The organism is Desulfoluna spongiiphila (assembly GCF_900101345.1).
GTDB lineage: Bacteria > Desulfobacterota > Desulfobacteria > Desulfobacterales > Desulfolunaceae > Desulfoluna > Desulfoluna spongiiphila.
Genome location: NZ_FMUX01000004.1, coordinates 124,199 through 144,963, shown reverse-complemented (window position 1 = coordinate 144,963; position 20,765 = coordinate 124,199). Strand labels below are relative to the sequence as shown.

15 protein-coding genes are annotated in these 20,765 nt (G+C 57.9%); 6 read left to right on the top strand and 9 right to left on the bottom strand.

The window, feature by feature from the left end; translation table 11 throughout:
- Positions 1–327: 327 nt before the first annotated feature.
- Entirely contained in the window at positions 328–1,056 is a 729-nt protein-coding gene (locus BLQ12_RS07405) for an RNA methyltransferase (RefSeq protein WP_092209816.1), read from the bottom strand.
- A gap of 106 nt (positions 1,057–1,162) precedes the next feature.
- Entirely contained in the window at positions 1,163–1,579 is a 417-nt protein-coding gene (gene ndk / locus BLQ12_RS07400; protein ID WP_092209814.1) for a nucleoside-diphosphate kinase, read from the bottom strand.
- A gap of 474 nt (positions 1,580–2,053) precedes the next feature.
- Between ndk and BLQ12_RS28525 the strand changes: the two genes are divergently transcribed.
- The gene (locus BLQ12_RS28525; protein WP_139163892.1) at positions 2,054–2,251 is read left to right on the top strand and encodes a hypothetical protein; all 198 of its coding nucleotides are present in this window, start codon (positions 2,054–2,056) and stop codon (positions 2,249–2,251) included.
- Between the two features lie 86 nt (positions 2,252–2,337).
- On the opposite strand, the gene BLQ12_RS07390 is transcribed toward BLQ12_RS28525, so the two are convergent.
- The 7 genes from BLQ12_RS07390 to BLQ12_RS07360 all read right to left on the bottom strand — a co-directional run bounded on the left by BLQ12_RS07390 (position 2,338) and on the right by BLQ12_RS07360 (position 12,317).
- Positions 2,338–3,111 (bottom strand): ATP-binding protein, encoded by a 774-nt coding sequence (locus BLQ12_RS07390; RefSeq protein ID WP_175469567.1) that lies wholly within the window; start codon positions 3,109–3,111, stop codon positions 2,338–2,340.
- Between the two features lie 237 nt (positions 3,112–3,348).
- The gene (locus tag BLQ12_RS07385) at positions 3,349–3,660 is read right to left on the bottom strand and encodes a hypothetical protein (RefSeq protein WP_139163891.1); all 312 of its coding nucleotides are present in this window, start codon (positions 3,658–3,660) and stop codon (positions 3,349–3,351) included.
- Positions 3,661–3,884: 224 nt separating this feature from the next.
- The gene (locus BLQ12_RS07380; RefSeq protein ID WP_092209809.1) at positions 3,885–4,772 is read right to left on the bottom strand and encodes a dihydropteroate synthase; all 888 of its coding nucleotides are present in this window, start codon (positions 4,770–4,772) and stop codon (positions 3,885–3,887) included.
- 120 nt (positions 4,773–4,892) lie between these two features.
- On the bottom strand, positions 4,893–6,245 hold the full coding sequence (gene acsC, locus BLQ12_RS07375; protein ID WP_092209807.1) for an acetyl-CoA decarbonylase/synthase complex subunit gamma: 1,353 nt from the start codon (positions 6,243–6,245) through the stop codon (positions 4,893–4,895).
- Between the two features lie 99 nt (positions 6,246–6,344).
- The gene (gene acsB / locus BLQ12_RS07370) at positions 6,345–8,558 is read right to left on the bottom strand and encodes an acetyl-CoA decarbonylase/synthase complex subunit alpha/beta (protein WP_092209805.1); all 2,214 of its coding nucleotides are present in this window, start codon (positions 8,556–8,558) and stop codon (positions 6,345–6,347) included.
- An 81-nt stretch (positions 8,559–8,639) separates the two neighbouring features.
- Complete coding sequence (gene cooS, locus BLQ12_RS07365) at positions 8,640–10,658, bottom strand: anaerobic carbon-monoxide dehydrogenase catalytic subunit (protein WP_092209803.1); 2,019 nt, start codon at positions 10,656–10,658, stop codon at positions 8,640–8,642.
- A gap of 90 nt (positions 10,659–10,748) precedes the next feature.
- Positions 10,749–12,317: an acetyl-CoA decarbonylase/synthase complex subunit delta gene (locus BLQ12_RS07360; protein WP_092209801.1), complete on the bottom strand. Its 1,569-nt coding sequence runs from the start codon at positions 12,315–12,317 to the stop codon at positions 10,749–10,751.
- Positions 12,318–13,262: 945 nt separating this feature from the next.
- Here BLQ12_RS07360 and BLQ12_RS07355 point away from each other — a divergent pair.
- The 5 genes from BLQ12_RS07355 to panB all read left to right on the top strand — a co-directional run bounded on the left by BLQ12_RS07355 (position 13,263) and on the right by panB (position 20,513).
- The gene (locus tag BLQ12_RS07355) at positions 13,263–15,038 is read left to right on the top strand and encodes a formate--tetrahydrofolate ligase (RefSeq protein ID WP_092209799.1); all 1,776 of its coding nucleotides are present in this window, start codon (positions 13,263–13,265) and stop codon (positions 15,036–15,038) included.
- A 199-nt stretch (positions 15,039–15,237) separates the two neighbouring features.
- Positions 15,238–17,193: an ASKHA domain-containing protein gene (locus BLQ12_RS07350; RefSeq protein WP_092209797.1), complete on the top strand. Its 1,956-nt coding sequence runs from the start codon at positions 15,238–15,240 to the stop codon at positions 17,191–17,193.
- 115 nt (positions 17,194–17,308) lie between these two features.
- Positions 17,309–18,073 carry an ATP-binding protein gene (locus BLQ12_RS07345; RefSeq protein ID WP_092209796.1) on the top strand — a complete coding sequence of 255 codons (765 nt, stop codon included), beginning with the start codon at positions 17,309–17,311 and terminating at the stop codon, positions 18,071–18,073.
- 216 nt (positions 18,074–18,289) lie between these two features.
- Positions 18,290–19,705, top strand: coding sequence for an FAD-dependent thymidylate synthase (thyX, locus tag BLQ12_RS07340; RefSeq protein WP_092209794.1), 1,416 nt, complete (start codon positions 18,290–18,292; stop codon positions 19,703–19,705).
- A gap of 16 nt (positions 19,706–19,721) precedes the next feature.
- On the top strand, positions 19,722–20,513 hold the full coding sequence (gene panB, locus BLQ12_RS07335; protein ID WP_092209793.1) for a 3-methyl-2-oxobutanoate hydroxymethyltransferase: 792 nt from the start codon (positions 19,722–19,724) through the stop codon (positions 20,511–20,513).
- Positions 20,514–20,765 lie beyond the last annotated feature (252 nt).

The following is a 20,765-nucleotide window of genomic DNA, read 5'->3' as shown; positions in this document are numbered from 1 at the left end:
GGCGATGCCTCCGGCGGCAAGGTGTGCCACCTTGAAAGCAGGGTGCGGATGCGTTTTGCCCCTCGTTCCTCGGGTCAAATCACATCCGCCTTTAAAGTAGAATTTTCTGTCTGAGCCTGGCGAAAAGATTCCCTTTTTCAAAAAGGGGCGTACCACGACAAAGGGCCATGATTCCGCTGAGAATCATGGCCCTTTTTTTGATCAAAAATGCATGCAAAGGCTTGCTCTCCGGGCAAATCAATGAAACGAGCCCTTAGCCCTTAGCCCTTAGCCCTTAGCCCTTAGCCCTTAGCCCTTAGCCCTTAGCCCTTAGCCCTTAGCCCTTTTCTATGCCCCGTTAATTTTCTTCAACGTCTTCCCGATAAAATCAAGGACCAGGGACGTATCCCCCGCTCGGAGTCCGGCCCGGGACAGAAGATTTCGGAATCGGGCGGCCCAGTGGTCGGGGTTTTCCGGGTTGTGCAGGTCGATGGCATGCAGGAGGTTCTCGATGGCTTCATGGACCTTGCCGATCTCCTGCTTGTTGGCCAGCCTTAAGGGGTTCTTTTCCCCTGCGGGCGGTTTGCGGGAGAGTTCGTAGCAGAGGATCATGACGGACTGGGCCAGGTTGATGGAAGAGAAATCCATGGTGGGGATGGAGACCAGGGCGTCGGCAAAGCGGAGCTCGTCGTTGGTCAGCCCCTTGTCCTCGGAACCGAAGAGGATGGCCACCTTGTCGTCGGTGGAGAGGGTGCCCACGCGTTCCACAAAGCTCTGGGGGGTGATGAGGCCGTGGCGCTTCTTTCCTTTGCGCGTGGTGGTGGCGGCCACAAAGGTAAAGGGTTTAAGGACCTCTTCCAGGCTGTCGTGGATGGTGAGGGTGTCGATGATTCCGGCCGCATGGTGGGTGGCGGTTTTGCGCATGCGTTCCTGGTCCGGCTCCAGGGGGTTGACGAGGATCAGCTCGGAAAAGCCCATGTTCATCATGGCTCGGGCGGCAGACCCGATGTTTTCCGGGTAGCGGGGGCGCACCAGGATGATGGCGATCTGTTGGGTTTGGATGGGGGCGTTGCTCATGGTCGTCTCTCACATCTCCTGAATGGCTCAAGAAATAAAAAACGAGAGCACCGGAAATGCCGGTGCTCTCGAAGGTTTTGTTGTCGATGGGGAAAATATGCTGGAATCAGGCCATGATGTCAAGGGAGGAGAAGAAGTAGGCGATTTCCGTTTTGGCCGTTTCCGGGGCGTCGGAGCCGTGGACCACGTTGCTTTCGATGGATGATGCGAAATCTTTTCGGATGGTTCCTTCATCGGCCTCTTTGAAATTGGTGGCGCCCATGATCTCCCGGTTAAGGGCGATGGCTTTTTCCCCTTCAAGGACCATCACCACCACGGGGCCTGAGCACATGAAGTCGGTGAGGCTGTCAAAGAAAGGGCGCTCCTTGTGGACGGCGTAAAAGCCCATGGCATCTTCTTTGGTCATCTGAAGCATGCGCATGGCCTTGACCGAAAGGCCCCGGTTTTCAAATCGCCGGATCACGTCGCCTATGATCTGTTTTTTGACCCCGTCGGGTTTGATGATGGATAGCGTCTGTTCCATGGGTGTGGGAAGGCTCCTTGTTTGATGGTTGAGGGATGCGGAAACATAATTCCGGCAATACGCCCGCGGTACCGCCGCCTGTGGCACCCTGCGGGTATCATGGTCATGGTGATGACAGCCTGATGACGGCGGGGCCGGCCCCTCTGTCCTTAAAAGGGCGGAGCGGTCCCGACGGCAAGGGGTGCAGCCCCGCGGTGCGCAGCTGTCCCGTGGTATTGATGAAACTGAATGCGGATGGATTTTCCATAGTTTTTCTTTATTGACAAGGGTAAACCGAATGTTTACATTGTGCCAAGCCCGATAGACGAAACGAAAGTTTCATTTTTCTTATATATTTACAGCTTCTATGGAGGTCCCATGTTAGAGGTGACTGCGGCTGCAACGCAACAGATTGCAGAATATTTCAAGGGCAGGGAAGTCATGCCCATTCGTATTTTTCTCAACTCCGGTGGCTGAGGGGGCCCTTCCCTTGCCATGGCTCTGGATGAGTCTAAAGACACCGACGAAAAATTTGAAGTGGATGGCTACGTCTACATTGTAGACAAGGAATTTCTGGGCCAGGCCCAGCCCATCAAGGTTGATTTCCTTGAAGTGGGCTTCAAAGTGACCTCAAGCCTCAAGCTTGAGTCCGCTTGCGGCAGCTGCAGCTCCACCGGCTCCTGCTGCTCCTAATCGCGTCGTCCCGTGAATGCGGGCAATACGCGATATGAAGACGACTGCAACGGCCCCTTTTCCCCTGGGAAAAGGGGCCGTTTTTTTTAGTCCAGGCTGGCCAGTTTGACGGCGATCTCACGCAAGGCCTCAGGGACGGTTTCGATGTCGTCGTAGGGGCGCTCTCCGGATCGATCGGATTCGGCCACCTCATCAAGCTCCGGGACAAACCCCAGGATCTCGAAATCGCTTAAGCTCTCCTCAATCATCTGCCGGTCTTCCGCAGAGCGGACCCGGTTGCCGATGATCATCACCCGTTTGATCCCCAGCTCTTCTGCCAGGCGCCGGATCTGAAGGGCCGCCACCCGGCTTCTTTTGCCGGGGTTGACCACGGTCACCAGGGCGTTTACCGATCCGGTGGTGGCCCGGCCCAGGTGTTCTACCCCGGCCTCCATGTCCATCACCACCACCTCATCGCGCTGCAGCACCAGGTGCATCATCAGGGCTTTCAAGATGGTGCTCTCCGGGCAGATGCATCCGGAGCCTCCCTTTTGCACTGTTCCCATCACAAGCAGCTTGACACCGTCCCGTTCGAGGGAGAACCGGTCGGGGATATCGTCCACTTTGGGGTTCAGGGTGAAAAAGCCTCCCATGGTCCCGGGCTTGGCCCCGGTTCTCTCGGCAATGAGGTCGGAGAGTTGGGCGATGGGGGTGATTTCAATCTCTTCGGAAATGCCCAGGGCCGATGCCAGGTTGGAGACCGGGTCCGCATCGATGGCGATGACCTTCTTCTCCTCCCGGGCGATGATGCGTGCGATAAGAGCGGTAAGGGTTGTCTTGCCGACCCCGCCTTTGCCTCCAAATGCCAGTTTCAAACTCACAGATCGTTCTCCCGTCATGGGGCCGGTCGCTCAGGAAAAAGCGTCTCCCCGATATGTCAAAGCTTGTGGCGGGATCCAAGACCCCGCTGATTCATTTTTTCTTTGCTCACTATGGGGCATATGCCCGGCGTGTGCAAGGATTGAAGGGGAGGGGGGCAACCATCAAGCACCGGTGTGACTGGTGCTGTCCTGCCGTTGGTTGACACCCATGGGCGCCCCTTTGGTCTTTATGGCCTGTCAGGTCTTCTCGGCTGCAGGGAAGGGATTGATTTTTTCAAGAATGGCCCCTGTTTTGTCCAGCATGAAGATAAGGAAGTTCTGGTCCGCGGCATAGCGGTTCAGGTCGTCTTTGTGGATCGCCTGGGCTTCAAAGGAGGCGGCGGGGTCCATAAAGTGCCCGGAGCACATCAGGGCGCTCTCTTTGTCCTGAAAGGCCGGGATAAACCGGATCCCCAGCTCCTGATCGTCAAATCCGGCAAAGGATTCATCTTTCCCGGGATTGTTCACATAAATATAGATCCAGCCTTTGTCGTCAGTCGTTTTGTCCATGGTCATTGCCTGTATCCTTTCCGCATCACGGAAAGCCTTCCGCGTCATGGAAAGCCTTTCGCATGATCGGAAGATGAGAAAAGCCCCGCAGGGTCTGCGGGGCTTTGGGTTCATGGGGTATTGGGGCAATTCGTTATGGGAATCTGCACCGGCGTTTCGACCGGCCCCAGGGGTTCCCGGTGAGCTGCTCCTGCCTTCCGGCCCGACCCCGTCCCATTCCAGGGTTAGACTTCAAGCCAGGAATCCGAAAAGAGGGTGTGGCCAAGGATGACATTGCAGGTCTTCACATAGCCTCGCAGTTCCTCGCTGAGGGAATCCAGGGCCGGAGCATTGCCGTCCATGGTGTTTTTGATTACTTCATAGATATCGGGGCGCTTGCCCTTGCCGAGGCCCATGGTGGCGTCGTCCTTGGCATCCGCAATGAAAGACTCCATGCCTTTGATGTTGAGCATGGTGGTAAAGGTGATGTTGATGATGTGCCGAAGGTGATCGGGCACGCCGTTGGAGATGTTGGAGACACCGCAGGTGCTGCGGGCACCGGGGGCGATATCCTGGAGCATGTCCATGAAGTTGAGAAGGCTCACGGCCTGGGGCTGCTGGATGTTGACGGGGGTGACGATGCCGTCGACCCAGATCTTCTCGTTGGGGACTCCCGCTTCGTTGGCTGCGTAGAGGAGCTCCACGCACAGGGCGGCACGCTCGTTTTCGTCCCTGGGCAGGCCTTCCGGTCCCCACATCAGGGCGCAGAAGTGGGCGCCGCTTTCGGCGGCCAGGGGAATCATGCGCTCATAGCGTTCGGGCACGGCCATGATGGAGTTGATCATGGGAGGCAGTTTGCATTTGGGAAGGGCGGCTGCGATGGCGTCGATGTTGGAGGTGTCCAGAACCAGGGGGATATCGTCCACCACTTCCTGTACGGTTTCCACAACCCATGGCATCAGCTCCACGCCGTTTTTCTTGGCGGGACCGAGGTTGATGTCGATCCAGTCCACGCCTTTGGACTTCTGGAAGAGGGCCTCTTCCTGGATCGGCTTGGGATCTCTCTCTCTGAATGCGCGTCCGATCTCTTTGCCGATAACGTTCAAGCTTTCTCCGATGACTTGAAAACCCATAAAATTCCCTCCGGATCTAGGTTGATGTTGCAGTGCAGGTATTGAAATGTGCTCGTGTTCGAAAATAAGGCCGTCCCAACCCGATGGCGGCGGTTGGGACGGGTTTGAGGGTGGCCCTGATCAGGCCGCACCGATTTTGGCCTTCAGGAAGGCCGGCAGGTGGGCTGCTTCCCTGGGGCCAACGGTAATGCTCCAGTCGGGGAGTTCTTCTTCCACGTCTCCGGCGATGGCCGCAGCGTATCCGGGGATGATCAGCTCGTTGTGCTTGATCTTGTCGGCGATGCCGCTCTTTTTCACGAAGACGCCTACATCGTCGCCGCTGAACTTGCCTGCAGCCCAGGCCGTGAGCACCGAGAGGCCTTCGGCTTCCTTGATGAGGAGCCAGCAGGGGACCCGGCTGCCTTCGGCTTCGCCTGAGACGATGAAGTAGGTCAGGGCAAAGTTGGTGGTGACCATGACCGGGGAGTTTTCATCGGGGTTGCCGATTTCGTAGATCCCTTCGGTGACCGTCATGGGCCGCTGCGGGTCGGTGAAGATGTTGAGGCGTTCCAGCAGGAGCGGGAACAGGGTCTCGGTGTTGAACTCGGAGAGCACCACGATGCCCCCGTATTTGGCCACGAACATCCCGGCGATGAGGGCTTCCATGTCGGGGTTTCCGGCCATTTCGCAGGGAAAGGTGATGGTGGGAAAACCCAAAGAACGGTTCCCGCCTTTGAGGGCGGCCCGGCGGATGGATACCTGGTCTGCAAAGGAGCCTTTGAGGTCGCGGCTGCCGGCGTCGATGACGATGTCCTTGACCCCCATGGCCGTCAGTTTGTCGGTCAGGGGGATGAGGGCTTCGACGCTGTCGGCCTTGACGGCGATGGGCAGCTCTGCGGCCTTGGCGATTTCACCGAAGGCATCGATGGTGCTTTCGGTGGCACCGTAAATGAGGGGGCGCTTGAACCCAACGGCTTCCACACCGGCTTTGATGACGTCGGCGCTATCGCTCATGAGGATGAGGTTGAACTCCGAGGTCTCGGCAATGAGCTTTGCGGTTTTGGCAAAGGCCTCCGCATTGCCGTCACTGTCCTTGACGGCGATGAGTTCCGGGCGAAGGTTCAGGCCCACGCGCTCGTACTGGAGGGCGTTCCAGGCCGTCAGGCGGGCCGCAAGGTCGGCTTCTCCCATGGAGGAGGAGACCGTTGCCGCCAGAACCGTGGGGTTGTAGAAGGTCTTTTCGTGACGGTACATCACGGTTTCGCCGCCGGCGGTGGTCTCACGGACCCCTTTGCCCAGCTTGACGGGGCGAATGGGAGGGGCCGATGCTTCGGCCAGCTTTTCCCTGGCTTCGTCCGAGACGTAGGGGCAATTGTCCAGCTCCGCCTTGCCGGAGGCCAGGTTCATGGCAAAGGCGAGGCAGGTGGGCACCCCGCACTCTTTGCAGTTGGTTTTGGGCAGAAGTTTGAATATCTGAATACCGGTAAGAGCCATGTGTATCTCCTTGTCTGGGTCCTTTCGGGATGACGCTCGGTGGAAAAAGGACAATGGGGTGCACCCGGGCGGCAGGGCGGCCGCCCGGATGCAGGCGCATTACCCGATGAGCGAGTCCATGGACATGGCGGGGTGACCTTTTTCCTGGAGGAAGGGCAGAATTTCCTCTTCGGTGGTCCCCACCGTTTCATCGGCGATCATGTTGTAGAAATCGGGATAGCCGTTTTCTTTGCCGTACTGATCAAGGCGATCCTTAATCTCTTCTTTCAGCATCTTGGGCATCCAGACCATGCGGAGCAGGCCGCCGTCGCCCTTGATGAATTTTCTCTGGGTGATGTTGTACTTGGAGTGGCCAACAAACCCGGGTGAGGACGCGCCCCCGCCCATGACGCCGGCAAGGGTCGTGAACTTCATCCCTGAGGGGGTGTCCCCGGCGAATTCTCGGTTGACGGTCATGACCCCGTTGCAGCTGGGGAGCATGGCGGCGATGCATTCGCAGCAGCCGCAGGTGGTCATGGGGTCGATGACCATGGAGTAGAAGTTGTAGTGGGTGACGGCACCGCGGGATGCCTTCTCCACGAACTCGTTGACCCCTTTCCACTGGCCGAGGACCGGATCGAGGCACTCCCCTTTTTCAATGGGCTGGTTGGGGCCTGTGGGGTTGATCTCATAGGCTGCCCGGCAGTCCATCCAGTTGTAGGCACCGCAGAGGCCGGTTCGCTCGGGGCTCACCGAACAGACGTGGTTGGGGGCAAAGGACTGGCAGAGGGAGCAGGAGTAGAAGATCTCCACGTCCTCGTCGGTCATTTTGTCCACGCGCTCGTCGCGGGTCTTGTACTCGGCGCGGGCCGTTGCCGTGAGCTTGGCCACGTCCTCTTTTTCCGTGTAGAGGGTGATCTGCACCTTGTCGACGATCTTCTGGAACTCCTGATGGAACTTGGCATGGAGAACCACGCCGATGTCTTTCAGGGTGAACCCTTTGTCCACGGCGGCTTTGCTGACGCGGACCCAGGAGATGTCCCGCTGGCCGATGTGCATGATGCCCTGGATGTAGTTGACGAGGTGGTGGATCTGGCGCTCCATGATGGGCTCGAAGTCTTCCTGGAACTCGCGCCCTGCGATCTGGATGAAGATGCCCAGGGGCAGGGTATCGCCTTCGTTTAAATCGGCGATGTCCTTGCCTACCACGATCACCTTGCCGTCTTCGATTTCGTTCATCTCGGCGCGCTTGACCAGCTCGGTGCACTGGGTTTTGCCGCCGCCCATCTGGCTGTGCAGGTCGGCACCGCGTACACGCTCGCCTTCGTACGCGGGACCGAAGGAGCAGGGGATGTTGATGTCGGAGACGGTGACCTTAAGGCCCCTGACCTCAACCGACTTCTGGCAGAGCTCCTCGTGGGGGACGTTGGCCACCACGTGCTCGTAGGTGCAGATACCGGTGGGGAGAATTTCGGGGATGTCGGTGTCGGCAAGGGTCGGGAAACCCCAGTTGACACAGCCGGCAGCCGCCACGCCCCACTCGGTGCCCACATCGCCCAGGGCGTTGACAAAGGCGAAGATCCGCTCTTTGTTGTACATGAGCATTTTGCGGTGGTCGCCGGGCTGAACGCCGCCGAAGGCCATGGCCGCACGGTTGGCAAAGCCCAGGGCGAAGACGGCGGACGAGATGTCCGGGCCGAAGGGAACGATACGGGTGTTCCAGCCCACCTGCACGTCCTGATCCACGAGCTGCTGAATAACGCTGGTGTTGTTGTGGTTGGCCGCGCAGAAGATGTAAAGGCTCTTCTTCTGGTAGTCTTCCACGATGTCCCTTGCGATTTCAGGGGTGGGAGCGGCGCCTACGATGGCGGCAAACCCGGGGGCGCTGCCGTCCACGAACTCCACGCCGCGTTTACGCAGGATGGTGTCGTCGGCGGGGCCGAGCCAGATGCTGCCGGACTCCACATCCGGGTCTTCGGTAAAGGAGTAGAAGTCGGGCTCGTTCAGGATACGCAGGGCTTCTTTGATCTCATAGGCAAAGATCGCGGCCATGCCGGCGTCAAGGAGGGGACCCAGGTAGGGGAGGTGGTTCTTGCCCTTGACGTGCGGGGGAAGAAGGCCCCGGGCAAATTCCAGGGGTTTTTTCAGGTCTTCCAGGGTTTCCACTTTGATACCCAGAAGAGAGTATATAACCGGCAGGTAGTAGGCCGTGTTGCCGAAGCTGACCTTGGTGCTTGCGTCAAAGGTTTCAAGTGCTTTCTTGTACTCACCTTCCACCTGGGAGACCACTTTATAACCACCCTGAATGGCGGCGAATGCGACTAATTTGGACATGCTCTTCCTCCTTCGTTGAGGATATTCTTAAGGTTGATGATCAAGCATGTGGATGGTGGCCACGGGCGGGCCACCGACCCGCTATCCGTCGATGGCCTGGCGGGCGGCCATGTCCATGAGGACACGCTCCCTGGCCTTGTCGATGCCCAGCTCCTGGCGTTTCTTGTCGATATGGGCGATCATCTTTTGAGCGTGCTTGACGGGGTCGGGCTCGCAGTCCCACATCCCGCCGTAGAGGCCTTCCAGCTCGTTGTAGAGGTGGTCCCTGAAGACAGGGGCACCGTCCACGGGCATGGTGACGCCGAAGACCGTGTAGACGCCGGAGGTTACGAAGTAGTGGCCGATGGAGATGGCTTTTTCACTCATCCACTCCGGAGCGCTGCCGGCCACGGGAAGGTCCTTGATCTCTTTGCCGAGCCCGCCTGCCTTGACCACTTCGGTGGCGGCCAGGAGGATACGGGAGTTGTCCACACAGGATCCCAGGTGAAGGACCGGGGGGATGCCCACGGTTTCGCAGACCTCGGCAAGGCCGGGGCCGCAATGGACGGCGGCGCATTCCGGGCTGAGCAGGCCGGCCATGCCTGCTGCGATGGCGCTGCAGCCGGTGGTGAGGACGATGACGTCGTTTTTGATCAGTTCTTTGATCACGGTGATGTGATCGTTGTTGTGCTTGGTTCGTGCGTTGTTGCAGCCCACGACCCCTGCGATGCCGCGGATGCGGCCGTTGATGATGTTGTCGTTCAAGGTGTAGTAAGAGCCCCTGAAGGAGCCGCCGAGGTGGTACTCGATGGATTCCACACCGAAACCGACCACCTGGGTCTCTTTCTGTGTGGGAATCATCACTTCGGCCTTGCGGTTTTCGAAGTTGTCGATGGCCATCCTGACGATGCGCTTGGCATCTTCCATGGCGTGGTGCTCGTCAAATTCGATATGGATGACGTTGTTCTGCTCCATGCGGGCGATGGGGTGGGTGGTGATGAGCTTGGTGTGGAAGCACTTGGCCACGTTGGCCAGGTTCTGGAAGATACACTGCACATCCACCACCATGGCATCGCAGGCGCCGGTGATGATGGCCAGTTCCTGCTGGAGGAAGGTCCCCACGATGGGTACCCCGTGGCGCTGGGCCAGTTCGTTGGCCGTACAGCAGATGCCGCCGAGCTGGATGCCTTTGGCGCCTTTTTCTGCTGCGTAATCCATCATCTCCTTGGACTGGCAGGCAGCAACGATCATCTCCGAGAGGATGGGCTCGTGGCCGTGGACGACGAGGTTGACGTGGTCCGCCTTCATGATGCCCAGGTTGACTTCGGACTGCACGGGGCTGGGGGTCCCGAACATGACGTCCTGAAGGTCGGTGGCGATCATGGAGCCGACCCAGCCGTCGGCCAGGGCCGCCCGGGTGGACTGCTTGATGAGGTTTTTGTAGTCCTGGTCCACGCCCATGTGGGTGCGGTGCATGATTTCGACGATTTCGCGGTCAACGTTTCTGGGGAGGACGCCGAGCTCTTTCCAGCGGTTGTAGGTGGCCTCGGGAGCACGCTTGATGTAGAGGCACTCGCTGTCGGGCTTGCCCCATTCGTTCATGGCCTTTTCAGCGACCTCAAGGGCGATCTCGTCCATATCGCGATCTTGGGTTTCGCCGTCCACGGTGACGGTGGTGGCCACGTCAAAATGGGGGGCGATGGCAAGGAGCTTGTGGTAGTCCTTGATGTGGTAGTCTTCGGTCTCTTTTCTCGCCACAGAGAGGAACACTTCGGCCACACCGCGTCCGTGGTCGGAGTGGGCGGAGGCGCCGCCGGCAACCATGCGGGCAAAGTTACGTGCCGCGATGGTGTTTGCTGTGGCCCCGCAGAGTCCTTTTCGGGTGTCTTCGCCTTCGATGCCGCTCTTGGGAAGGGGGAGGCGACAGGGGCCCATGGCGCAGTTTTTACAGCAGGTGCCCTGGATGCCGATGTTGCAGGGCTTCATGGTTTCGGCCCGGTCGAACACGGTCTCGACGCCGAGCTCCTGGGCTCTTTTGATCATTTGCTGAGTCGCTGGATCAATGGAGGCATTGAGCGGATCTGCCAGCTTCATTGCCTTTGCTTTTTTCTCATCTGCCATCAGAGGTTCCTCCTCTTGTTGTTGGGTCTTCCTTTTCCTTACACTCGAAGCTCGCTTCGATGCGGCTTCGTAAATGAAAGTACCTAAGGCTTACGCCACGCGACGATGGATCATGTTGAGGCGATCAATGAGCTTGTCCAGCTGGCTCTTTTGTTCTGCTGCCGCGGTGAGTGTCCTCAGGGCCTCAGGCTTGGTTGCATGGGATTTGGCCATTTCGGCGCGGGCCTTGGCCCGTTCTGCACGGATGGCTTCTTCTGCTTCTTCCCGCTTGGCCTGGGCATCGATTTCCGCCTGCTTTTTGGCGGCCTCTTCTGCCTTGGCTTTGGCTTCCGCATCGGCCTTGGCCTTTGCTTCGGCTTCTGCCTTGGCCTTGGCGTCCGCCTCGGCTTTGGCCTTTGCTTCAGCCTCCGCCTTTGCGTTGGCTTCGGCTTCCGCCTTGGCCTTGGCTTCGGGATCTACCTCAGGCTCTTTGGTCGTGGCAGGCTCAGGAGCGGGCTGGGCAGGGGCAGGTGTGGCTTCCGCCTTGGGAGCGGCAGGGGCTGCAGGGGCCGCGGGCGCTTCTGCGGCGGCTTTGGGTGCCTCTTTTTTCGCGGGTTGGGGGGCCGCCTTTTTCTCTTCGGCGATGGCGGTGTCGGGGGCAGGAGCGAGGCTCGCAAAGTCAACATCCACTTCGCTGAGCTGTTTTGAGATGGCCGCCACGTCGGTGGCCATGCCCCCGTCGATCATCAGGTCGATGAAGGAGCGGACAAGCCGGACGGCTTCGGGGTGGCGCATGACGAGGATGTCACCGCCTGAGACAAGGTAGGAAACGGCACAGACGGCTTCCATGAGGATGCCGCGTTTTTCAGGATCGCCCAAGAGGGGGGCTTCTTCCACGCTCTGCTTGGCTTCCTTGCACTTCCAGATCTCGTTGCCGAGGTTGTTGATGATGGGGAACTGGAGTTTGTCGTCGCCCTGCTGCATGGCTGCCATGCGCAGGCGTTCCATGACGGAGTAGGAGTACTCCATGCCGTAGCCGAGGCCGCCGGTGGTGGGGTCGACAATGACCCTGTCCATGGGCATGCCCAGGTTTTCCAAGAGAATGTTGACCTGCTTGGCAAGGTTGACGTCAATGGGCGATGAGGAGATGAGGGCGTGGCCGTACCCCATGGCCGAGGCGCCGATGCCTTTGTGGTTGGCATCTTCCACCGGGCCCAGGGTGAGCTTGAATTCCTGGCACTCTTCCGAGACGGCTTTCAGGACCTCTTCGTCTTTGCCCGGGTTTGAACAGCCCCAGACAATCAGGGGCACATCAATGGCTGCGGCCACCTTTTTTACTGTGGCCGCCGCATCCGCCGGGCTGGCGTCTTTGTCGTTGGGGTCGGTGCTTTTGAGTTGGAGAACGATGAGTTCCGCGCCGAATTTCTCCACGCAGAGTTTTGCCCAGGCCGCAGGATCGTTGACGACATCCTTAAAAGGAGCCAGGCAGGCTTCGGGCCAGTCTTCAGGTGCCATGTCCCAGACTTCCATGGCGATTTTGGGTTTGTGTGGCATGTCCCCTTCAAAATGATAGAAAGGGTAGCATGAGGCACCGCCGACGGAGACTGCATTGTCGCCTGCCCCGATGGAGATTTCCTTGATGCTTCCTGCATAGGACTCTTTAATGATTTCGAAACCCAATGTTACCTCCTTGTCGTTGACTAATTATATGGATGAAGGCGTCCATTCGTTTATTCGTGTCGATCACGCCCACGGACTGTGACGATCCGAAGGGACGTTTCGAGGAGAAACCTGAAGTTTTTAAAGAGCGGAGTCGGAAGGTAACGCAAGAGAGCGTGTCATGAGGTCGTGCTGGGCACGGCGTTTACTCTTCAGTATATATGGTGTTGAGTCGTGTTAGTTTCTTCTTAGGATAGCTAAACCATGAAATTTCTAACAACTGCCTTGGGTGCTGTCAATATTAAATATCATATGATTCGAATTATTTTTCCCCGGATGACCTTTGAGAAGTAATATATTGTTTTTGTCAATGGGCGGCAGTCAAAAATGGAAGGTGTTTATCTATCATAGTTGGGTATCCTGACTCGGCTGCAGACCACATAAGCAGGGGCCCCAGAAGGATATTTTTACAGGGGTGTTCGCGTGATGACAACTATCATTGATGAGTAACATTAAAAATACTAATTATGAAGAAAAAGAGCTTGACTGGTATTGGCGATTGAGAGATAGTTTCGAATAATAAATAAAGGATAGAAGGCAATCCGTTTTGTTGGTATAGCGTTTGGAACGGTGTTTACGATCAATGCATTCGTTATACGACATGATGGTGGTTTCTTCCGGGGGAAACAAAGAAGAGCTGCCAGGAAGTAGTGAAAACAAACAAAAGGGGGCTTGCCCCGGCGTCGTTCGTTCGTTAAGGGGATGGACGTGACAGCGCCAAGCAAGGGCTCGGTATCAGCCGGGCCAGGCGTATGTGCGCCAAGCGACTCTGAACAACCGGATAATTCCTGCAGGTATAGTTTGTGACGCAGGCAACAATTATTGGGACGTACAGACCAGGGATTTTGTTTTCATCACCATGCTACCGGCTCTTTCTGTGGGCCAATTCTTGAAAGGAGTTAATGAATGGCTTTAGATCCAAAGAAGCACGCTGATTGGGAAATTGCTCAGGATTCCGAAAAATCCATGAAGACCATTTATGAGGTTGCGGAAGAATTCGGGCTGACCAAAGAAGAACTTCTGCCCCAGGGCCATTACATCGGCAAGATTGACTATCGCAAGGTCCTTGAACGATTGAAGGACAAGCCCAACGGCAAATACGTCGATGTAACCGCCATCACCCCCACCCCCCTGGGTGAGGGAAAATCCACCTCCACCATGGGCCTTGTCCAGGGCCTGGGCAAGCGCGGAAAACGCGTGTCTGCAGCCATCCGCCAGCCTTCCGGCGGTCCCACCATGAACATCAAGGGTTCTGCCGCCGGCGGCGGCCTGGCCCAGTGCATTCCCCTGACCCCTTTCTCCCTCGGATTCACTGGTGACATCAACGCCATCATGAATGCCCACAACCTGGCCATGGTGGCCCTGACCTCCCGCATGCAGCATGAGCGGAACTACACCGACGAGCAGCTCGACCGCCTCACCAAGATGCGCCGCCTCGACGTGGACCCCACCAACGTGGAGATGGGCTGGGTCATCGATTACTGCTGCCAATCCCTTCGCAACATCGTCATCGGCATGGACGGGGTCAACGGCAAGCGGGACGGCTTTATGATGCGTTCCAAGTTCGGCATCGCCGTCTCCTCCGAGGTGATGGGGATTCTCTCGGTGGCCACCAGCCTTAAAGACATGCGCGAGCGCATGGGCAAGATCGTTGTGGCTTACGACAAAAAGGGCAATCCCGTCACCACCGAGGACCTGGAAGTGGCCGGCGCCATGACGGCCTGGATGGTGGACGCCTTGAACCCCAACCTGATGCAGACCCTGGAAGGCCAGCCCGTGGTTGTTCACGCCGGTCCCTTTGCCAACATCGCCATCGGTCAGAGCTCCATCATTGCCGACCAGGTGGGCCTGAAGCTTGCCGACTACCACGTCACCGAATCGGGTTTCGGTGCGGACATCGGTTTTGAAAAGTTCTGGAACTTAAAGTGCCGTTACAGCGGCCTGGTTCCTGATGCGGCCGTTGTTGTGGCCACCATCCGTGCCCTCAAGTGCCACGGCGGCGCACCGGTTCCTGTTCCCGGAAAAGCCATGCCCAAAGAGTACAGTGAAGAGAGCGTGGAGTGGGTTGAAAAGGGATGCGCCAACCTCATCCACCACATCCGCAACGTGCGCAAGGCCGGTATCAGCCCCGTGGTCTGCCTCAACGCCTTTGTCTCCGACACCAAGGCAGAGTGTGACAAGGTCCGTGAGCTGGTGGAGGCCGAAGGGGCCAAGTTTGCCATCTCCGAGCACTGGGAGAAGGGCGGCGACGGCGCCCTGGACCTTGCGGATGTTGTTATCGAGGCGTGCGAAGAGCCCACCAACTTTAAATTCCTCTATGATCTGGACATGCCGGTCAAAGAGCGCATCGAGCTCATCGCCACCGAGGTGTACGGTGCCGACGGCGTGGATTTTTCTGCCGATGCCTCGGCTGCCCTTTCGCGGATCCAGGCCGACCCCGAGCTTGCCAAGCTGGGGCTCTGCATGGTCAAGACCCACCTGTCCCTGTCCGACAACCCCGCCCTTAAAGGGGTGCCCACGGGCTGGAGGCTCCAGATCCGTGAGGTGCTGACTTACGGCGGTGCCGGATTTATCGTGCCCGTGGCCGGTACCATCAGCCTGATGCCCGGCACCGGTTCCAACCCCTCCTTCCGTCGGGTGGATGTGGATGTGGACACCGGCAAGGTTCAGGGGATCTTCTAAGGTTATTTTAATGAAGGTGTAACACGCTATAGAAAAAAGGCCGGCTTGCCGGCCTTTTTTTGTCTTTAATGAGCAAAAGCTGGATTACTTAACGTGCGTGGGTTAAGATAGCTTTCGCATCACCGTTTCAAGCCCCACCTCTATCGTATCGCACCGACCCGTTGGAACGGATCTGGTGAAAACCCACTCGGGAGAGAGTATGGAAAAATACACGGTGCAGTTCATTCCCCACGATGTCTCCATTGAAGTCGCAGCCGGAGAGACTCTTATCGCTGCCGCCATGGAAGCCGGCGTGCACATCAATGCCTCCTGCGGCGGGGGCGGCGTCTGCGGCAAGTGCCGCGTGATGGTTGAGAAGGGGGCGTCGGCTTGTGAACAAACCGACAAATTGACCAGGGAAGACTACGACGGAGGCTGGCGCCTCGCCTGCATGACCGAGGTGCGGGACCATCTGACGGTTCGCATACCCATGGAGTCCTCGGCCCTTCTGGGAGGGGAATTGCCCCAGGCCACGCCGCGGACCACTGCCCATATCCGCAAAATGGATTTTGAGGCCCTGAAAGAAAAGGGGTTGTTCATTCCTCCCATGGAGAAGATCTTCGTGGACCTTCCCGTCCCCGACGCGTCGGACCACAGCGCCGATGTGACCCGCCTGTTCGAGTACTTGAAAAACGTGAGGGGGGAAGGGGGGCTCGACATTGATCTGTCCGTTATCCGGAAGATGCCCAAGGTGCTCCGGGACGGGGAGTTCAAGGCCACGGTGACCCTTGAACGGCCGGTGAAGATCGGCAACAAGTCCCGCATCATCAACATCCAGTCTGGGGACCGGACGGACTTCAACTACGCCATCGCCCTGGATATCGGGACCACCACCATTTACGGCCAGCTCTTTAACCTCAAGGATGCCGCCGTGCTGGAGCAGTGCGGCAAGGTCAACGGCCAGGTGAGCTACGGGGAGGACGTGATCTCCCGGATCATCTATGCCGAAAAGAACGGGGGGCTGGAGCGGCTCCGCCAGGTGGTGGTGGAGACCATCAACGACATTGTGGGCCGCCTCCTGTCCCGCAGCGGCGTGGACATGGAAGAGGTCTCTACAGTGGCCATCGCCGGCAACACAACCATGACCCAGCTTCTGCTGGGGGTCGACCCCCGGAACATCCGCCGTGCGCCTTATGTTCCGGCGGCCAACGTCTATCCTCCCCTTTTGGCCCAAAGCCTTGGCATTACCCTTGCCGAGCACACCACGGCCCTTATTTACCCGCTTATCTCCAGTTATGTGGGGGGGGACATCGTGGCAGGGGTCATGGGCAGCGGCCTCTACCGGAGCGACAAGCTGACCCTTTTCATCGACATCGGCACCAACGCCGAGATCGTGGTGGGAAACAGGGAGTGGCTGGCCTGCACCGCCTGTTCCGCAGGTCCCGCCTTTGAAGGTGGGGGCATTAAATTCGGCATGCGGGCAGCTCCGGGAGCCATTGAAGATTTTTCCATCGATCCGGTGAGCTGGGAGCCGATGCTGCGGACGGTGGGGGGTGTCAGGCCCCGCGGGATCTGCGGGTCCGGCCTCATTACCACCGTGGCCGTCCTGTTTGAGAACCGGCTCATCGACAGCCGGGGAAAATTCAACACGGACCTTCATAATCCGCGGGTCCGGGAGAGCGAAGGCATCACCGAGTACGTCATGGTCTGGGCGGATGAGACAGACATCGGGCGGGACATCACCCTCACAGAGCCGGACATCGATAACCTCATCCGCGCCAAGGGCGCCGTGTACAGCGGTTGTGAAACCCTTTTAAATGAGGTTGGGCTCTCCATTTCCGAGATTGAGGAGATTATTCTGGCCGGTGGGTTCGGAAGCTACATCGACCTGGACCGCGCCTTTACCATCGGGTTTCTTCCGGAGATCGATTCCGAGAAGGTCACCTTCATCGGAAACGGGTCCCTCATGGGAGCCAAGATGAGTGCCCTGACCAACACCCTGCGGCAGGATGTGGTCGATGTGGTTCGCATGATGACCAACTTTGAACTCTCCGAGACCCCCTCTTATATGGATCACTACATCGCGGCACTTTTTTTGCCCCACACCGACCTGAACCTGTTTCCCCGCCTGAAGGCGCGGCTCTCTGAAAAACAGGCGGCGGTGGATACGCCGTAAGTTTAATGTGCTATGATGCTTTTTGCCCCGGAGGGCAATCGCGTCATAGGTCCGCGCAGGGCGCGGCGGCGGTTTTTTTTCATCACATCACACATGACCCTGATTGAGGATGACCATGGGAAAAGTAATTGCAGTTGCAGGCAAGGGCGGTACCGGAAAGACCACCACAGCATCCCAGGTGGTGCGGTACCTTGCGGCCAACGGCGTCTCCCCGGTACTGGCCGTGGACGCTGACCCCAACAGCAACCTCGGGGAGACCTTAGGCATTGAAGTGGAAAAGACCGTCGGGGATATCCGGGAAGGGTTCATGAAGGACCCGCAAGGGGTTCCGTCGGGCATGGACAAAGTCAATTACCTGGAGCTTCTGATGAACCAGGTTATCATCGAACGGAAGGATTTCGACCTACTTGTGATGGGCCGCCAGGAGGGCCAGGGCTGCTACTGCATGGTGAACAATATCCTGAACCGGTTCACCGAAGAGCTGGCCAGCTCCTACAAATATATGGTGGTGGACAACGAGGCGGGCATGGAGCACCTGAGTCGGCGCACCAGCGGTCGGGTGGATTACCTGCTTCTTATCACGGATTACTCCTTGCGGGGGCTAAGGGCCGTCAAGCGGATCCATGACATGCTCGAGGACTTAAAGCTCGATGTCAAGCACAAGGGGCTTGTGGTGACCCGGGCGCCCGAGGACCTGAACGGCACCTTTCTTGCCGAAGTCAAGGAGATCGGGGTGGAGATCGTGGGCACCGTTCCGGATGACCCGCAGCTGGCCGTTCTGGACATGGAGAAGGGCTCCATGATGGATCTCGCCGATGAGTCTGCCTCGGCGCAGGCCGTGGGCGGTGTGATGGAAAAAGTTCTGGCCGCCTTTGCCTGAGGCCGGGATTTTGTATGACCCGCCCGTGGGAGCCTGTCGGTCTTTTTTTTGAAAAAGGCCGGGAGTTATCAAGGAACGTCAATTTCATATCTCTCTGTGAAAGCGGGGCGTTGACAACGCCCCGCTTTTTTAGCTCTTGCCCTGCCTTCCCTCTTTATTATATGGGAAATAGACATCCGTCATTTATCATCAACCATTGAGGAGCAGAACATCCATATGGAAAAAGCAAGAGCAGTCATACTTGCCTTTACACCGGAACCCGAGCGTATGTGCGCTTCTGCGGCGCGTATTTCATCCACCAAAGGGGCGGCCACCGAGATCTATGAGAACACGGATCGCACCAACATCGGCCCGCTGATCAAACGGGTCGTGGCATTGGGGCATGTGACCATCACCGAGCATGCCGTCTTTAACATCGCTTTTGAAAATGTGTCCGCCTTTTTTGAACAGTTTCTCATTGAGTTTCGACTGGCAGCGTACACCATCAAATCCCGCCGGTACGTGGATTACTCCGAGATGGGCGGCCTCGCCCCCGAGTTTCGACTGAAAAAGGGTGGGGTGGCCGATGCCTCCTTTGCCGATCGGTTCGAGGCCCTTTCCAGCGAGCTGTTCGAGGATTACCACAAGCTGTTGGAGGCCGGGGTTCCCAAGGAAGACGCCCGTTTTGTGCTTCCCTATTGCCTGAGAAGCCATATCTACTGCACGGTCAATGCCCGGGAACTGCTCCATATTCTCCACTCCTGTCTTCACGGCCGCGGGGCTGCGTATCCCGAGATCCGGCAGATCGGCGAGAGCCTTCTGGCCCAGGCCAAAGAAATCCTTCCCGATGTGTTTGATGACATTGACAAGGTCGAAAAAGGGCGCGAGGACAAAGAGGTCAGGCTCCGCGAGTTGCTTGCGGGCAAAGGCGTCCAGCGCCGTGCCGAAGGCGACAGCGCCCTGGTGGAACTCCTCACCCATTCCGGCGAGCCCGATTTGATGGTGGCCGTCTCCGCCCTTGTCTCCCACAGCGGGTGCTCCTCTGCCGACGCCCTGACCCTTCTGAAAGACGATGAGTCCCTTACCGCCGGGGTCATCGACATCGTGACATCGGATCGGCGCAGGCGCGAACTCGAGCAGGTGAACGTGACCTTTCGTCTGAATGACATGAGCCTGTCTTGCCTCACCCACCTGGCGCGTCACCGCATCCAGTCCCTGGTGGTGCCTTCCTTTACGGAGTTCGGCAAGAGCCGGACCTGCGTGATGCCCGAAACCATCACCGAAAACGAAGCAGCCAAAGAGATCTATATGGGCTGCTTTGAAAAGAGCATGGACCTCTACGAGTCCTTCCTCGATGCAGGGGTCATGGAAGAGGATCTCGTGTACCTTTACTTAAGCGGCAATGTGATGGACGTGGTGACCACCATGAACGGGCGGGAGCTCTACCACTTCCTCAAGCTGCGATGCTGCGACAGGGCGCAGTGGGAAATCCGGAATTACGCCGTGGGGATGCTTTCCGCCGTGCGGGGTATCTCTCCGGTCCTCTTCGGCAAGGTCGGGCCGGGATGTTTTATGGACGGGGTGTGCCCGGAAGGAAAGATGAGTTGCGGTAAACAAGTTGAAATGAAACAACTTTTTTCCAATATGCAATAACATAAGGAAGGGTGTCATGAAAAAGGTTACCGTCACAACGCTGTACAACAAGAAGAAGGAAGGGGAGAAGATCACGGCCATGACCGCCTATGATTATCCCTTTGCCAGCCTCATGGATGAGACCGGGGTGGACATGATTCTCGTGGGGGATTCCCTGGGCATGGTGATTCAAGGGGGCAACAGCACCCTTCACGTGACCATGGACGAGATGATCTACCACACCCGTATTGTCTCAAGGGCCTGCAAGCGTACCATGGTGGTGGGGGACATGCCGTTTATGGCGTACCAGACCAGCGTGGAAGACGCGGTGCGAAATGCCGGGCGTTTTCTCAAGGAGACCGACTGCTCCGCCGTTAAGCTTGAAGGCGGCGCCTCGGTGTGCGAGGTGATAAAAAGCATTTCGGCCGCAGGTATTCCCGTCCAGGCCCACATCGGCCTTACCCCCCAGTCTGTTCACCAGATGGGCGGGTTCAAGGTGCAGCGTGACGAAGACCGACTCATGGCAGACGCCCTGGCCGTTCAGGAGGCAGGGGCCTTCTCCGTGGTTCTGGAGGGCATTCCCAGCCATATTGCCCGGGCCATCACCGAAAAGCTCACCATCCCCACCATCGGCATCGGTGCCGGACCCGACTGCGACGGCCAGATCATCGTGATGCACGATACCCTGGGCATCAACTCCGGCCACATCCCGAAGTTCGTGAAGAAATACGTCAACCTGGGGGATGAGGCCAGAAAGGGCATCAAGGGATTCATCGATGAGGTGAAAAGCGGCGAGTTCCCCGCCCCCGAGCACTGCTACAGCAAATAACTGCGGATTTTCCTGCCAATGGCGGGGGAGCCACAGAGGGCGCAAGCGACCTGAGTATTCCACTCAGTTCCCCGCGCCCGGACATAGAGATCAATAAAAAAGCCTGTGCGATTGCACAGGCTTTTTTGTTTTTCGGACCGATTGGAATCGGCATTTTCTGCAGGGACGGTTTCGAGGGGAGAACCCTTCGCGCGAATGCCCTGAAAACGGCGGCACTCAGATTAAGGCGGATGTGATTTTCCCCGAGGAACG